This is a genomic window from Streptomyces sp. NBC_00029 (genome assembly GCF_045160505.1).
In the GTDB taxonomy this organism is placed as follows: domain Bacteria; phylum Actinomycetota; class Actinomycetes; order Streptomycetales; family Streptomycetaceae; genus Streptomyces.
Genome location: NZ_CP108292.1, coordinates 5053658 through 5069293 on the forward strand (window position 1 = coordinate 5053658; position 15636 = coordinate 5069293).

The following is a 15636-nucleotide window of genomic DNA, read 5'->3' on the forward strand; positions in this document are numbered from 1 at the left end:
CTTAGAGCTTGAAGTACTTGAGCACGGCGCCAGCATACTGACCGGCGTTTTCATTGGCCTGGACGAGGACATAGCGCACGCTCTTGCCGTCGATGCCATCGAGGGCGTCTTCGATCTCCTTTGCGTACTCACCGTCCTTCAGGTTCACTCCGGCTCGGTCGTACATATCGGCCAAGATCGTTCGAACGTATTCGATGCTGCCTTGCTTCACCTTCACCACGTCCGGACGGCCGTTGCTCTGGCGCCATTCCAGGACTCCGTTGGGGCTCTTGGCCTCCACGATGACGAGGTTGCCGTCCTTGTCGCGCCAGAGCTGGTCGAACGCCTTGGAGCCGTTGCCGGTCTTCGGCAGGTCCGTGAGCTCGATCGCGCCCTCAAACTCCGGCTGCTTGAGCATGTGAGCGCGCGCGGCCTCCTCGCCGAGATCTTCGCCCAGCCCGCTGTTGTTCGGTTGGCCCTTGCCGACCGTCTCGTTGAAATGCTCCTGTGCCAAGGCCAGGTCGTGGGCGTTGTCGAAGGTCGGGTTCTCGTCGAAGGTCTTCTCCCACTTGTTCAGCTCCATACCGGCGAAGCGCTTGGCCGCAACCTCGTTGAGGTGCGCCAGGTTTTCCGGAGGAACCGTGTCCACACCCCGCTCCAGGGGGGTGAGGTGGAAACCGCCCGGGTGGGCGTGCGGTATCGAACTCGCAGCCATCCAGCTTCCGTCGGACTGCTTGACGAGCTTCGGCAGAAGCTGGCCGTCGACCAGTTCCTCGGCGTTGTTGCGCTTGCCGGGCCCCCACTTGTCGTAGTGCTCCGCCCGCCAGACCGGATCTTCGTTGGCCAGTCGGACGTGCTCCCGCTCGATGGCCGACATTTCCGGGCCGGTGCGGTCCTTGGCCGGCACCTCGCGGGCCGCCTCGTACTCCGCCCGGTGGGCCGCGCGGGTCGCGTCGTCAAGCCCGTTGGAGGGCTGCGGGGCGTGACCGCCGGCCGGACCGGAGGGGCCGCCCGTGCCGCCGTGGCCGCCGGTGCTCGGGCCGTCCGGGTGGGTGCCGCCTGTGCCCGGGCCGTCCGGGGTGTGGGTGGTCGGGGTGTCCGGGTGGGGGCCGTTGCCGTGGGGGCCGTTGTTCAGGTCGCCCCGCGGCATGTTGTCCGGGGCGTGGCCGCCCGGGGTGCCGTGATCGCCGGCGCGGCCCGTGGGGGTGTTGTCGAAGCCGCCTGTGCCGTGCGCGCCGTTGTCCATCGCGTGGACCGGGTCGGAGATGGTCGAGCCGACGCGGGTCATGTCGTCTCCGCCGCGGCCGCCGACGCTCGCCAGTTCGCGCTCGGGGACCTTGGCCGTGACCGGGGAGTCCGCCTTCGGGGCGTCGACGCGCGGGGTGTCCGCGCCTGCGTTCAGCCCGGGCTCTTGCTGGGCGGCCTTTCCGCTCTGCTTGAGGGAGCCGTCGGCTTCGTAGATGTTGCCCTTGGGGTCCATGAACTCCGCCGACGGGCCGTCCCCCAGTTTCACCGTGCCCGGCGGGAAGGTCGTCGTGCCCTCGGGGAGCTTGACCGTGCCGTCCGGGAGCTTGGCCGCGCCTGGCGGGATCGCCGTGCCGTCGGGGAGGTGGAGGGCCCCGTTGGGCAGCATCAGGGCGCCGTCGGGCAGCGCGATCGCGCCGTCCACGTCGATGCTCGGGACCTCGAACTTGCCCATACCCTTCAGACCGGCCATCACATCGCCGATCTTGGAGAAGCCGGCGCCCGCGCCCTTGAAGATGTACGTCATCGGGTCGATCGCCCGGCCGGCCTTGCCCGCGAACGACAGGGTCTTGGCGACCGCACCGGCCTTGCCCGCACCCGAGACCGCACCGCCCGCACCACCGGTGAACACCGTGGTCACCACGTTGAACGTGACCGCACCCGCTGCACGGCCCGGGTTCGATCCCCACTGGTCCCACGCGAGGAGCGCCTTGCCCGTCTCCTTCATCGCGGTCCGGGAATCACGCAGCCACGAGGGCAGCTTGTCGTCCGGAGCCGCCATGAACAGCGGGCCCACACCGGGGATCATCGCGATGCCCAGGCCGGTGCCCAGCTTGGCAAGTCCCGTCCAGGACTGCTTGAACACGTCCCAGCCCTGCAGGCCGACCAGACCGCCCAGGCCCTTGAGGGTTCCCCAGATGCCGTCGACGACGATGCCCTTGCCGAACTCCCAGGCATGCTCCCAGATCTGCCAGCCGGGGATCGACTCCTCCACCGCGTCACCCCACGGCAGGGACTTCGCCTGCTTCAGCGCCTCCGCGTCATACCCGTACATGTCCGGGGCGTTGGAACCGTCGTTCACCCGCAACGGCTTTCCGCCGACCAGCGCGACGATCTTCGCGTGAGCGGCCCGTTCCACCTCGTGGAACTCTTCCCACACCTCGGCGACCTTGTTGCGGCGCTCGAGGTTCTCGTCGATCAGATCGCCGTCCTCAGCCCACTTGTCTTCCTTCTCCGTCTTCGCCCGGAAGGCCTGAGCCTCCGCTCGCAGAGCCTCCAGCTTCTTGATGATCGGCGCGGCGTCACGCGAGTAGGTGCCCAGCGCGCCGGCGATCGTGCACATGTCGGAACTGAGCTTCAGGCCCAGGTCCTGGACCGGCTTCGTCGTCGCGAACAGCTGGTCCGCCTCCGGCGCCTGATAGAACGCCTGCAGCCCGCCGAAACTCGTATGGACATCGGAGGCCTTCGTCGAAACGGCGGCACCGCCCGACGAGATCAGCTTCACCTTCTCGTCCAGAACCGCCAGATCACCCGTGAAAACCGGTATCTCAGCCGGATCGACCGGCGCGCCCCCGCTCACTGCTTGGCCCCCGTCTTCTCACGCAGCAGGTCCAGGTTCACCGACCGCGCAGCGTCCTGCGCCTCCTTGGCCTGGTCCAGATCGCCCTGCAGGTACTCGTTCGTCGCCAGCACCGCACCACGGATACACGCCTCGATGCGCTCCGCCATCGACTTGAACTCCGGCTTCCGGGCGCTCAGGTACTCGCCCAGCGCAGCCGCCACCGGACCCATCGCCTTCTGCGGCGCCACGAAAGCCGAACCCGGAGCCGGCCCCGCACCCGGAGCCAGCGGACCCTGCGCAGTCATCCCCGACTGCGAACCCGGAACAGCCGTCCCCGCGGCCTGAGCCGCCTCCGACATCGCCGTCAGCAGCGTGTTCAACGCCGTCTCCAGCTCACCGGCATTCCCGCCGACCGTCTTCAGATGACCCTGCACGCCCTGCGGCTTGATATCCCATGACGTCATGGACGACCCACCCCCGTGTACCCGACTGCCCTACCGCCCTGCCGACCCGCTGACCTGCCGAACGCTGAAACGATCCTGCTCAGCCGATGTTGTTGACCGCGGTCCGCGCCCGCTGCAACGTCTGCTGCGCCGTCGCGTCATTCTTCGCCAGCGTCGTGTTCAGCAGCTGGATGATGTTCTTGACCTCCTGCGAAGCGTTCTTCCACCGCAGCTCCTTGGCGTGGTAGTCGTCCGCCACACCCTCCGCCGTGAAGTCCGACATCGCAGCCGCCACCTGCGCCTCACGCGCCGCGATCACCGTCTCCAGCTGACCGAGCACCGCCTTGATACCGCCCTGCACCTCCGTCGAGGCACTCACGTCATACGCACGACGATCCGACCCACCCGACATCACAACCACACTCCCCGTGAAGAAAACAACACACCAGACAACCCAGACAGCCCGGAAGACCCGGAACGCCCCGAGACTCAGCCCCGGAAACGCGCCGCGTCGAAGTTCGCCGCACCCTGCTGCTGACGGGCGTTCTCACCCTGCTCCTGATCACCCGAACCGAACGCCTGCTCCATGCCCGACTGACCACCCAGGATCGCCGCCAGCGAAGCGTTCAGCTCCTTCGCAATGGCATCCGCACGCAGCTTGAACGAGTCGAACGCCACCTTGCCCTGCCCCTGGAACTTGCCCTCCAGCGGCTGCGCCGCAGCCACCAGCTGCTTGACCAGCGACCCCAGATCCGTATTCGAATTCCGCGACCCCGACATCAGGTTCGTCAGAACCTGCGTCCCCATATCGAACTTCATCCCACACCCCCGCACACTCGATCGACCGTCAGTGTGTTCAATTTTATCAACTCACATCGCGCCTGCAACCTGCAACGCCCCGGTTGTGACTGGTCTATGACAAACCGCCAGACAACCTTCACACGCCCTTGAGGTGGCTCACGAGCCGCTCGAACTCCGCCCAGCCCGACAGGTCCGACGGATCCCCCGGCAGCGGGTAGTAGTACGCCGGGCGGGTCTTCGGCCCCAGCCGCACCGGCTGTTGGGCGAGCGGCGTCCGCCGGGCCCGGTCGTCCGGCATGCCCCGGACCTCCTCCGAGCCCAGGACGAAGGCCAGCGGCACGCCCGGCCCCTCGAAGCGCGGCGGTACCAGCAGATCGCGGCGCGCTTTGCGGAGCTGTACGAGCATCGACTGGAGGTGGTGGCGGGTGGCGAGTGCCTCCGCCGTACGGGGCAGGGCGTCCAGCGGAAGTTCCTCGTCGGCGCCGTAGCCGAGCGCCAGCGTCACGGTCTCCTCCACGCCCGCCTTCGTACGGCTGACCCGCACCGTGGCGAGGCCGGGCCGCTCCGGGCTGCCCACGACCACGAACCAGGTCGGCTCGGGGGCCCGCGCGAACGCCACGTCCGTCAGCCGGCCCGGCGACCAGGGCAGGTTCGCCGGTTCGGCCGTGCCCCAGCCCGCCGGGGGCCGGCCGGTCAGCTCGCGCCACACCGTCTCCAGGGCTCCGCCCAGCACCAGCCGGTCGTCCGCGGGGTGGATGGTGCGGAAGGTGATGGCCAGCTGCCGCTCGGGGGTCTCGGTGACCTCCTTGTACGCGGCGGCCACCGGGGTCTGCGGGTCCTCCTCGGTGGCGGCCTCGGACACCACGGTGGCGAACATGCCCTCCTGCCAGCGCAGCACCGCACCCGAGAGCCCGTCGTAGTAGCCCTCCCGTTCGTCCTGCACGACCCACCGCGAGGGCCACTCCGGCATGTTCGCCAGGACCGCCGGGGACAGCACGGTCCCGGGCGGGGTGACGACCTGCAGGCCCCGCTCGGCCGCCGCGGCGGCCCGGAAGGCGTCGGAGAGCCAGGCCGTCATGGCGACGACGGGGCGGTCCATGATGACCACGGCGACGTTGGGGGTCAGCACGTCGACGGCGGGCTGCGCGGCGGCCGGCGTGGGCGCGACGCCGACCCCGTCGGTCTTCACCACGCCCACCGACCGCGTCGCCTCCGGTGGCCAGGCCGTCCCCCCGGCCAGGGAGGCGAGGCGGGCGGCGAAGGTCCCGGCCAGGCGCACGGCGTCGGGGACACCGGTGGTGGCGCGGGCCTCCGTCCACCAGTACGGAACGCGCGGCGCGGTGGCCCCGAGCAGCCGCTCGGCCTCGCCCTCGACCTGCACCAGCATCGGCGCCTCGACCGAGACCAGCGGCCGTCCCTGCTCGTCGCAGAGCTGGATGACCGCTCCCTCGCCCGTCGCGTTCACCAGCTTGTCCGGGCCTCCGGAGAGGAGACCGGCGAGCACCGCCCACGGCTCGGGCATCCGTTGGGTGAGGGCTATGACGTCCTTGGTCATGTGGTCGTGGGGTCCTTCGCAGGTCGTCGGTTCGGCAGGCGCGCGTTATTCGGGCGTGTACACGGTTTGGATCAGGCGGTTGGACTGGCCCCTGCGGACGAGCACACCGCGCCCGGCCGGCTGCTGGGAGGCGTACACCCCCGGGAAGAGCTGTCCCTCGCTCCGGTCGCCCGCCATGACGATCGCCGAGGCCCCCGATTCGCGCAGGCCCTGCACCAGCGGCTCGTACATGCCGCGCGAGGCGCCCGCGACGCGGCGCGTCAGGACGAAGTGCAGGCCGATGTCCATCGCGGCCGGGATGTACGGAACGAACGGGGCGAGCGGTGACTGCCCCGCGGTGGTGAGCACGTCGTAGTCGTCGACGAGGACCACGATCCGCGGTCCGCCGCCCCAGCTGCCGGGCTCCAGGTCCTCCAGCGGGGCGCTGTCGTCGGGCAGCCGCCGCTCCAGCTCCGCGGCGATCCCCGCAGCCAGCCCGGCGCACATCTTGGAGTTGTAGGCGTAGCCGCCGTTGAACTCCTCCGGGACCACACCGCGCAGGCTGCGCCGGGGGTCCATGATCGCGAAGACCAGTTCGTCCTGGCCGTAGCGCTCGATGAGGCCGCCGGCGATCGTCTTCAGCAGGTTGGTCTTGCCGCACTCGCTGTCGCCCATGACCAGCAGGTGCTGGTCGTGGTGGAACAGGTCGAGGAGTACGGGTGCCAGTGCGGTCTGGTCGAGGCCGATCGGCACCCGCTGGGGCTCGCCGACCGGACCCGGCAGCAGGTGCGGTTCCAGCAGGTGCGGCAGCACCCGGACCGGCTGGGCGGCCTCGCCGCTCCAGGTGGCGCGGATCGTACGGGCCGTGCGCTCCAGCACCGACCCCAGCTCGGAGGTGTCGCGGAGGCCGTCCGTGCGGGGCAGCGCCACCTGTGCGAAGAGCTTGCCGTCGGTGAGGACGCGGCCGGGCTCGTCGGGCGACAGGGTCTCGGCGAGCTTGCGCTCGATGCTGGACTCGCTGGGGTCGTTGAGGCGCAGCTCGACGCGCGTGCCGAAGTTCGACTGGGTGGCGATGCGGACGTCGTTCCAGCGGAGCATGCCCGCGACGACGTGGATGCCGTAGCCGCCACCGCGCTTGAGGATGTCGACGATGGCGTCGTCGAGCTCCTCGAAGTCGTCGCGCAGCGCGCCGAAGCCGTCGATGACCAGGACGATCTCGGCGGAGGCCAGCCGGGGCAGCCGGCCGGCCGCGTGCAGGCTGCGCAGCTGCTCGACGGAGTCGATGCCGTGCTCGCGGAAGAGGTCCTCGCGCAGGGCGAGCATGGTGCGTACTTCTTCGACGGTACGGGCCGCGCGCTCGCGGTCGGCGCGTCCGGCGATCCCGCCCACGTGCGGCAGACCCGACAGCGCCTGGAGGCCGCCGCCGACCAGGTCGAGGCCGTAGACGCCGACCTCCTGCGGGGTGTGGGTCAGCGCGAGCGAGAGGACCAGGGTGCGCAGCAGGGTGGTCTTGCCGGACTGCGGGCCGCCGATGACGGCGGCGTGGCCGCCCGCGACGGTGAGGTCGAGGAACCACTCGCCCTGCCACTGCTTCGTCGGGTCGTCGAGCAGGCCGAGCGGCACCATGAGCCGTCCGCGGCGCTTGGAGAGCTGCATGCCGCGCGTGCCCACGTCGAGGGGGCCGGCGACCGTGTCCAGGGCGATCGCGTCGGGCAGCGGGGGCAGCCAGATCCGGCGTACCGGGGCGGCGGCGTTCTGCAGCTGATCGACGATGACGCCCATCTCGGTCGGGCCGGTCTCGCGGCGCCGCGCGGAGGGTTCCTGGCCGCCGGTGCTCTCCGGCTTGGAGAGGGTGTTGAAGGCCTCGTACTCCAGGGCGAGCGGGCCGCTGTCCTCGTCCTCGGCGCGCTGTACGGGTCCCCGGTAGGCGCCGGAGACGTAGCTCGCCTTGAACCGCTCGTAGTGGCTGGTGTCGACCTTGAGGTAGCCGAAGCCGGGCAGCGGCGGCAGGTGGAAGGCGTCGGTGGTGTCCAGGACCGTACGGGATTCGTCGGCGGAGAAGGTGCGCAGGCCCAGCCGGTACGAGAGGTAGGTGTCCAGGCCCTTGAGCTTGCCGCCCTCGATGCGCTGGCTGGAGAGCAGCAGGTGCACGCCGATGGAGCGGCCGATGCGGCCGATGGACAGGAAGAGGTCGATGAAGTCGGGCTTCGCGGTGAGGAGCTCGCCGAACTCGTCGATGACGACGAACAGGTGGGGGAGCGGGTCCAGGTCGGGCCGCCGTTCGGCGCGCAGCGCGGCGTAGTCGCCGATGTCCGCGACGTTGCCCGCGTCCTTGAGGACCTGCTGGCGGCGCTTGACCTCGCCGGCGAGCGAGGCGTGGACGCGCTCGACGAGACCGGCCTGGTTCTCCAGGTTGGTGATGACGCCGGCGACGTGCGGCAGGTCGGCGAAGGGCGCGAAGGTGGCGCCGCCCTTGTAGTCGACCAGGACCAGGGAGAGGTCCTCCGGCGGGTGCGTCGCCACCAGGGCGAGGACGAGGGTGCGCAGCAGTTCGGACTTGCCGGAACCGGTGGCGCCGACGCACAGGCCGTGCGGGCCCATGCCCAGCTCGGAGGACTCCTTGAGGTCCAGCAGCACGGGCTCGCGGGAGTCGCTGATGCCGATGGGGACGCGCAGGAACGCGCGCTCGGCCCGCGGGGCCCACAGGCTCGGCAGGTCGAGGCGGGCCACGTCGTCGATGCCGAGCAGGTCGGCGAAGTCGACGGGGCCGGACAGGGGGGCGTCGATGAGGGATTCGGCGGACAGCCGCAGCGGGGCGAGCATCCGGGCCAGGCCCTCGGCGAAGGGGATGCCGACCTCGTCCACGGTGCCGTGGGCGCTGATGGGCTCGTCCTGGCGGAGGTCCTCGATGAGCACCCGGTCGCCGTCGACGGTGATCCGTACGCCGACGTGCCCGGGTTCCTGGACCCGCTGCTCGAGCAGGTGGAGGACGGTGATGCCCATCTCGCGCAGACCGACGGCGTCATCGGGGCGCGGCAGTTCGACGGCGTCCTCACCGTGCCCGTCGGTCACGACGAGCAGCCGGGACGTCATGGCGAGGGCGTCCTTGCCGGAGAGTCCGCGGCGCACCTCGGCGGCGTAGGAGGCGCGGCGGCGCAGCTCCGGGCCGACCTGGCGGGCGAGCTGGGCGGGGGAGGGGGCGATGCGGCGGGCGGCGACGGGGCCGTCGAGCTGCTCGGTGTCGAGCAGGTGCGGCATCCACTTGGCCCACTCCCAGTCGGTGAGCCGGTCGCCGGGGACGGCGAGGGCGACGGCCACGTCGTCGGGGGCGTGCAGGGCGGCGGCCTGGACGAGCAGGGCGCGTGCGACCCGCAGGCAGTCCTCGCGGGGGCCGATGACGCTGATGTTGCCGACGCGGTCGAGCGGGACGGTGAGCGGGAGCTCGGTGCCGTTGCTGAAGCGGGCCGTCAGCGCCGATGCCTCGTTGAGCATGAAGCGGTCGGGCGGGGTGAGGACGGAGGAACCCTGCTGGCCCATCTGCAGGTCGCGCACGGGCATTTCGCCGGTGCCGACGCGCACGCGCAGGAAGTCGCCGTCGATGCGGCGGCGCTCCCACAGCCGGGCCGGGTCGCGGACGATGTCGTACAGGGCGTGCGGCGGCGGGTTGAGCACGTCGGCGTGCTCGCCGCGCTCGCGTTCCTCGCCGGCGAGCTCCTCGCGCAGTTCCTCCAGGTAGGCGAGGTAGGCCTCGCGCTGGGTACGGCGGGTGCGCTGGGCCTTGCCGCGCTGCGAGAAGACCAGCGCGAGCGAGCCGACGATGGTGACCACGAGGATCAGTGCGCCGAGGGCGGCGAACTGGCTGTTGCGGACGACCGTCATCATCACGACGGAGGACATGACTCCGGCGACGGGCAGCAGCGACATCGCGATGTTGCCCGCCTTCCCCTCGGGGAGGTTCGGCGGGGCCTCGATCGTGCGTGCCGCGGGCGCGGCCGGGGGCCTGACGGTCCGCGCCGGGCGGTGGATCAGTCGGGTACTCATCGTCAGTGGCGCTTCTGGGAGAGCTGGAAGACGTCCGCGGCGAGCGCGGCGGCGGTCTGCCTGGTCGAGTGGGCGAGCAGTTCGGTACGGATGTGGCCGCCGTCCGCCAGGTGGCGGTCGTACGCCAGGACGTGGACGCTCGGCCCGGCGGCCTGCAGGGTGCGCACGGCCTCGGCGAGGTCGATTCCCGAGCGCGGCGCCTGCTCGGTGAGCACGACGACGGTGCTCGCCATCACGTGCGGGGGCAGGCCCTGCATCCACTGCAGGACGGCGTGCGTGCTGCTGACGCCGTCCAGGGTGGCCGGGGTGGTCAGGACGCGGGCCTGGGAGGCGGAGAGCGCGACGCGGGCGACCTCGGCGGGCAGGGTCTCGCAGTCGACGACGGTCACCCCGAAGTAGCGGCGCAGCGCGACCATGGCCCGCTCGTAGGACCGGGTGTCGAGCATCGCGCCGATCTGGCCCTGGCTGCCGGGCAGCAGCCAGGCGTTGTCGCGGAGCTGGACCAGGTAGCCGGTGATGTCGAGCAGCGACATCTGGGGCTCGACGATGTCCGCGACGTCACCGGTGGTCCAGCGCAGGGTCTCGGCGCCGAGCCGGATCGGCAGCGAGCCGAGGGCGGGGTCGGCCTCGACGAAGAGGACGGGGTCCTGCCTGTAGTGCGCGTACGTGGTGCCGAGCAGCGCGGCGACCGTGGACTTGCCGGCGCCGCCGCGGATGGAGGTGACGGCTATCTGGCGGCCGGTGGTGACGGGCTGCTGGAGCAGTTCGGCGGCGCGGGTGGCCTCGGCGACCTCGCGGGACGCGGACGAGGAAACGGTTCTGCGTACCGCGCGCACGGCGCGGGCGGCGAAGGGCTCACCGCGCCGGGCCCCCCGGCCCACCCCGGCGAGGCTCCGGTCCACCGCGGGCCGGGACTCGGGGGTACGGGGCGCCTGCGCGCTCCCCCCGGAGGCGTAGGGGGCCTGCTGCCGCGGCTGCGGCGGCCGGTGGCCCTGGGGCGCGGCGTGAGCCGGGCCCGCCGTCGCCGCGGCCGGGTCCTGGTGCGGGTACCCGTACGCGGGATCCGGGGCGGCCCCGGCGGGGACCTGCCCGCCTGCGCCGGGCGCACCCGCGCCGGGACCCGTCATCGGCTGCTGCTGACCTCCGGGACCCGGGGCCGCGGGCTGCGCTCCGCCCCTGAGGTCGCGCAGGACGTCGCCCTGCCAGTTGTCTCCGTTCGGCATTGTCTGCCCCTGCCCCTTTTCTCAGAACTTGTTGAGCAGCTGCCCGTACACGCCGAACACGCCGACGGCGAGCGGGAAGAGTCCCACCATGCCCACCGATTCGATGAGGTCGGCCGTGCGCCGCAGCCGGACCTGCACGTGCTCCGCCGGCTGCACCGCGAGGGCGAGCAGCGGCAGCAGTGCCGTCGCGCCCAGGACGGCGAGAGGTCCGGCGCCCCCGCCGTGCTCGATCCACAGCATCACCAGCCGTACGAGGAGCAGTGCCGCCGCGGCGATCAGTGCCACGACCTCGGCGACCAGCGGGAAGGCCCGCGCCCTCGACAGGAGCACCACGGCCACGAGGGCGGGCAGCGTCACCGTCCACACGGACGGCTTGTCCGCCAGCGTCAGCAGCCAGCCGGCGGCGGCTGCGGAGACCGCGGTGACGATCGTCGCGAGGGCGAGCCCGCGATGGGTGGCGGCCAGTGCGTTGCCCACCTCGTGGCGGCTGACGGAGGTGCCGCCCGAGCGCCGGTCGTCCAGGGCGGTGAGCCCCGAGGCCATCAGGGCGAGGCGCGGCAGCAGGCCGAGCACCACCACGGAGAGGAGGACCATGACCGCACCGAGCTTGGACGGGTCGTCCTGGACGGCGGCGACAGCCTCCCACACGGCGGTGATCACCGCGGTGGCCACGGCGCCGATGAGCCCGCCGCGGCCGAGCGGCGAGAAGTACCCGAGCAGGACCAGCGTCAGGACGAGCGCGGCCGCGACGGCGGCGAGCCGCGCGATGCCCGACCAGTCGTAGGCGTCCGCGGCGGTCCACGCGGTGAGCACGCCCAGCCCGCCGGAGGCGAACAGGAGGGCCGTCGCCAGCCCCAGGTTGCCCTTCCCGATCCGGGAGACGACCGCTCCGGCGGCCATCAGGACGAGCGTGAGCGCGGCCAGGGTGCCGGTCAGCGATTCGAGGGCGAACTCCCGGCGCGCGAGGAGCGCGGCGGTCACCGTGAGGGCGACGGTCGCCACGCCCGCGCTGCCCCTCCGGGCGGAGGGACGCCAGCGCCAGGCGCGCAGGTCGAGGTCGTCGGCCACCAGGTCGGTGACGTCGTGGACCACGGGGGCGGGCGGTGCGGAGTGGCTCCTGACGAGGCGCAGGACGGCACCGTCGGCCACACCGGCCGTCGCGAGCGTGCTGTCGTGCGGCAGCGCGGAACCGTCCGAGGTGATCAGTTGACGGGTCATCGGACGTGACGCGGTCCGGTCGTCGAGCAACTGCAATATGTCCGGCAGCAATTGCCCGATGGGGGTGTCGGAGGGCAGGACCATGTCGGCCCGGCGCCGCTCGCCGACCAGGGTCACCCGACTCAGTTGCGACCGGGAAGTCGTTGCTGTGCTCACCACTTACGGGAACCTATCATCGCGGGATTGCGACCTTTCGGGCCAAGGGGGACATGTGGCGGGTGCGGGACCGTGAACTCTCCCGGATCCACACGTCTCTGCTTCTTCCTCTACGGCTTCGCCGGCGTCGCCGTCGGCGTCGATGCCGGCGACTTGCCCGGCGACTTGGCCGGTTGCGAGGGCGTGGGGGACGACGTCTTCGGTGATTTCGGTGCCTTCGACGCGGACGGGCTGCCCGCAGGGGCGCCCGCCGGGCCGGACGGCTGCTGCGACGCGGCGGGCAGCGGGGGCGGCTGCACCTGCCCCTGCTGCATCTGTTGCTGCTTCTGCTGTTGTTCGGCCTTCTGCTTCGCGAGCGTGTGCTGGATGAAGGACCAGCCGACGCAGCCCGCGCACAGAACGGCCGCGATGGCGATGCCCGCGAACAGCTTTCCGAGCCGCTCGTCCGCCGTGCGCCGTGCCCGCTGCGCACCGAAGAGCAGCGCGTCCCTCATCCTGCGGCGGCGTACCGCCACCGACTCCAGAAGCTGGCTGTCGTAGTCCCGTGCCATCCGTCGTCCGTTGCCCCAGTCTCGGCTTGTCCCGTACCAACCACCGCTCCGGGGCGCGGTTCCTGAAGGTGCGCCATACGAAGCCCCCGGTGTTTTGCCTCTGCAACATAGAGCATCCATCCGCGTCGGGCACGTCCGGACCGGAGGGTGAACGTGCCGCGGACGCTCACGGCACGGGAGCGGGATCCTTCGGATCGCCCGCCAGCCGGACCGTGCTCAGGATGCGCATGATCAGGGCGTCGTCCACGGCACCTGGGACGCCCGTACGGCCGTAGAAGTTCCAGGAGACGAAGTCCCCCTTGGAGTTCTTGAAGCCGAAGACCACCGACCGGCCGTCGCCCGCGCAGCGGTTGGTGCGCTCGACGCCGGTGGAGCGGGCCTTGACGTAGCTCCCCCTGACCCCCGACTTCGTCGTGTACTCCACCGGCTTGTCCGCCTTGACCAGGCTCTTGTCCGGCTGGGTGTAGGCGGCGTAGACCCAGGTCGGGGCCTCCTTCTCGGCGATGTCGGCGGCGCTCCTGGCGCCGGACGCGCCTTTGGTGCCGGTGTTGGCGAGCCTGACGTCCATGACCTGGCCGTCGCCGTTCCCGTCGATGCTGCACCACTTGGACTTGTAGAAGGCGGGGGCCGTGTGCCCGATGAGGACCTTGTCCGGGTCCTTGCTGTCCGTATGGCCGCTGAAGACGGTCGGTTCGAGCACCTCCCACTGCGGCGGGACGTCGAAGGCCGTGCCGTGGGCGGGGTTGATCACCGTCTTCCAGCCCGCGACGAGCGGCTTCGTCGGGTCCGCGGTGGACGCCGGCGGGCGGTCGCGGTCCTTGCGGACGGCGAGTACGACGCCGGTCGCGGCAGCGGCGAGCGCCAGGGCGGCAAGCCCGCAGATCCCGAGGATCACCTGCCGTCTGCTCCGCCCGCTGCCGCTGCGCCTGCGGACGGGCTCCTGCGGCGCGGTGAACGGCGGCGGTTGGTACAGGCCGCCGGAGTCCTCCGGCTGTCGGTACGGATTCTGCACGTGCCCCTCCTGGTGCCTGCCGGCCCTGACGGCCCTGCCGTTCCTGCTTGCCCCACTGGCCCTGCGCGCCCCACTGGCCCTGCTACTTGCCGAACGAGAGGATCGCGCGGCTCACCTTCCGCGGCTCCGGACCGTAGACCCTGCCGTTGAGCAGGAACAGCCGTCCACCCGCCCACGCGATGCGGACCCCGTGCGTGTAGAAGACGCTCTGGGGGCCGGTGGCCGCGGCCGGGCTCTGCAGCACCGGCTGCGAGGCTCCGTCGGACGGGGCGAGGGAAACGACCGTGCCCGCCTCGCCGCTGCCCGGGGTGACGTAGACGACGACCCGGCCGCCCTCGACCGCGAGCGGCCACATGGTGCGTCCCTTGGGCTGCGCGGCGGTGCGCCACCGCTCCTTGCCCGTGTTCAGGTCGACGGCCACCACCTGGTTGGTGTCGTCGATGCCGAGGCTCGCTGCGGGCTTGCCCGCGCCGATGTAGAGGGTGTCGGCGTCGGCCGCGGCGGCGTAGCACTCCTGGAAGCCGCTCGCGTTGCCGAATCCGTTGCACCGGCCGCTGACGGCGAAGCCCGGGGAGCCCTGGGAGCGGATCGTGCCGTCGGCGGCGAAGGCCGTGATGTTCCAGGTCTTCTTGTCCTTGTGGTGCGCGGCGATCACCAGCGGGTCCACGGAGAGCACCCGGCCGACCGTCCAGTCCTGCTCGTACTTGTAGCTCCACTTCGGAGCGGCCGTGGCCGGATCCAGCTCCTCGACCATCGCCCGTCCGGGTCCGCGGGCGTCCTTCGGGTCGGAGCAGTGGCGGATCCCGATCAGCCGTGAGCCCCCGGCGAACGCGGTCGGGTAACAGCCGTTCGGGCTCGACGTGCCGAAGAGCTTGCGGCCGTCGGTGACCGAGAAGCCGCTCATGACGGCCGTCCGGGCGACGGCGACGGTGTCGCCGCTGATGGCCAGCTCGAACTGGCTCGTGCTGTCGAGGGCGTTCTCGGGCGGCACCGCGACCTTCCAGCCGGCCTGTCCCGTGGTGAGGTCGATCTGCTGGAGGTGGGTGCAGCGCGAGGATTCCGAGGCGCTCTCCTTGACGGCCACGACGAGCCTGCCGTTCGCGGACGGGGCGGGCGGAACACCGCACAGCGAGGTCTGGAGCGGGAACTTCCACTTCTCTTGGCCGTCGGCCACCGCGTAGCCGGTGAGCCCGTTGTGGATCGCACTGACCACGGTGTCGCCCACCCGCCACGGGCCGTACTGCGAGGTCCCCGACCCGGCGACCTCGCTCTGGTGGTCGCGCAGCCAGACCCGGGCCTCGCCCGGCCGGATGCCGGCGTTCGGGTCGTAGGTGTCGCTGCCCCCGCCGGGGCCCTTGCCGTCGCCCTGGTCGACCGAGGGGGATCCGGAAGGGCCGGCCTTGGGCTGCGCGGGCTCGCCGGCGCCGCGCAGCGTGAGGGTGAGGTGGTATGCGCCGCTGCCGATCAGGAGCAGGGAGGCGAGCAGCGCCGCGACGGCGATCACCCGCCGCGGCACCGACGGCCCGGACCGGCCGGAAGGGGCGGACGCGCCGGCCCCGGCGTCCCCGGCGGGCCGTGGGGGCACGGTGGCGGGCAGGGGCCGCGGCGGGGCCGGTGCGTGCGGCTCGAACGGTGCGGGTGGCGGCCCGAAGCCGGCGGGCGGCTGCTCGTCGGGTTCCGGCCGCGGGCCGGAGGTGGGACCGGTCATGGGTGAAGTCTGGCCTGTGCAAGGGCAGTTCTAGAATAGATTTTTAGACTACTTCGCGCCGTCCTGCACGGCCCGCATCCCCCTCACATCCTCCTCGTATCCCCCTCGCAGCTCCGGTCGCCCGCCCGGGAGCACGGCGTTAGCGTGGAAGGGTGGGGGCGCGG

General features: G+C 71.6%; 10 protein-coding genes and 1 pseudogene. All 11 read right to left on the minus strand.

Annotated features, from left to right (window positions below; genetic code table 11):
- Position 1: 1 nt before the first annotated feature.
- The 11 genes and pseudogenes from OG753_RS23680 to OG753_RS23730 all read right to left on the minus strand — a co-directional run bounded on the left by OG753_RS23680 (position 2) and on the right by OG753_RS23730 (position 15472).
- Positions 2 to 2728, minus strand: a complete 2727-nt coding sequence (locus tag OG753_RS23680) for a hypothetical protein (protein WP_401278025.1) — start codon at positions 2726 to 2728, stop codon at positions 2 to 4.
- Between the two features lie 71 nt (positions 2729 to 2799).
- Positions 2800 to 3249 (minus strand): DUF6507 family protein, encoded by a 450-nt coding sequence (locus OG753_RS23685; RefSeq protein WP_401278028.1) that lies wholly within the window; start codon positions 3247 to 3249, stop codon positions 2800 to 2802.
- Between the two features lie 79 nt (positions 3250 to 3328).
- Positions 3329 to 3640 carry a pore-forming ESAT-6 family protein gene (locus OG753_RS23690; RefSeq protein ID WP_401278031.1) on the minus strand — a complete coding sequence of 104 codons (312 nt, stop codon included), beginning with the start codon at positions 3638 to 3640 and terminating at the stop codon, positions 3329 to 3331.
- Between the two features lie 77 nt (positions 3641 to 3717).
- Entirely contained in the window at positions 3718 to 4047 is a 330-nt protein-coding gene (locus OG753_RS23695; RefSeq protein ID WP_401278034.1) for a hypothetical protein, read from the minus strand.
- Positions 4048 to 4165: 118 nt separating this feature from the next.
- Positions 4166 to 5584 (minus strand): DUF6177 family protein, encoded by a 1419-nt coding sequence (locus OG753_RS23700; protein ID WP_405790031.1) that lies wholly within the window; start codon positions 5582 to 5584, stop codon positions 4166 to 4168.
- A 45-nt stretch (positions 5585 to 5629) separates the two neighbouring features.
- Entirely contained in the window at positions 5630 to 9604 is a 3975-nt protein-coding gene (gene eccCa, locus OG753_RS23705; protein WP_383197721.1) for a type VII secretion protein EccCa, read from the minus strand.
- A gap of 2 nt (positions 9605 to 9606) precedes the next feature.
- Positions 9607 to 10827, minus strand: a complete 1221-nt coding sequence (locus OG753_RS23710) for a MinD/ParA family protein (protein WP_327263709.1) — start codon at positions 10825 to 10827, stop codon at positions 9607 to 9609.
- 21 nt (positions 10828 to 10848) lie between these two features.
- Entirely contained in the window at positions 10849 to 12204 is a 1356-nt protein-coding gene (eccD, locus tag OG753_RS23715) for a type VII secretion integral membrane protein EccD (protein WP_327263710.1), read from the minus strand.
- A 233-nt stretch (positions 12205 to 12437) separates the two neighbouring features.
- A pseudogene (locus OG753_RS23720) lies at positions 12438 to 12752 on the minus strand (hypothetical protein); the annotation flags it as partial.
- A gap of 166 nt (positions 12753 to 12918) precedes the next feature.
- Positions 12919 to 13764, minus strand: a complete 846-nt coding sequence (locus tag OG753_RS23725; protein WP_401278046.1) for a hypothetical protein — start codon at positions 13762 to 13764, stop codon at positions 12919 to 12921.
- Positions 13765 to 13846: 82 nt separating this feature from the next.
- On the minus strand, positions 13847 to 15472 hold the full coding sequence (locus tag OG753_RS23730) for a PQQ-binding-like beta-propeller repeat protein (protein WP_405790034.1): 1626 nt from the start codon (positions 15470 to 15472) through the stop codon (positions 13847 to 13849).
- Between the last annotated feature and the right edge of the window lie 164 nt (positions 15473 to 15636).

Bases quoted from the DNA above. Each gene is read 5' to 3' on its own strand.
- OG753_RS23685 (WP_401278028.1), bottom strand. From the start codon at position 3,249: ATGACGTCATGGGATATCAAGCCGCAGGGCGTGCAGGGTCATCTGAAG.
- OG753_RS23690 (WP_401278031.1), bottom strand. From the start codon at position 3,640: ATGTCGGGTGGGTCGGATCGTCGTGCGTATGACGTGAGTGCCTCGACG.
- OG753_RS23695 (WP_401278034.1), bottom strand. From the start codon at position 4,047: ATGAAGTTCGATATGGGGACGCAGGTTCTGACGAACCTGATGTCGGGG.
- OG753_RS23700 (WP_405790031.1), bottom strand. From the start codon at position 5,584: ATGACCAAGGACGTCATAGCCCTCACCCAACGGATGCCCGAGCCGTGG.
- eccCa (WP_383197721.1), bottom strand. From the start codon at position 9,604: ATGAGTACCCGACTGATCCACCGCCCGGCGCGGACCGTCAGGCCCCCG.
- OG753_RS23710 (WP_327263709.1), bottom strand. From the start codon at position 10,827: ATGCCGAACGGAGACAACTGGCAGGGCGACGTCCTGCGCGACCTCAGG.
- OG753_RS23730 (WP_405790034.1), bottom strand. From the start codon at position 15,472: ATGACCGGTCCCACCTCCGGCCCGCGGCCGGAACCCGACGAGCAGCCG.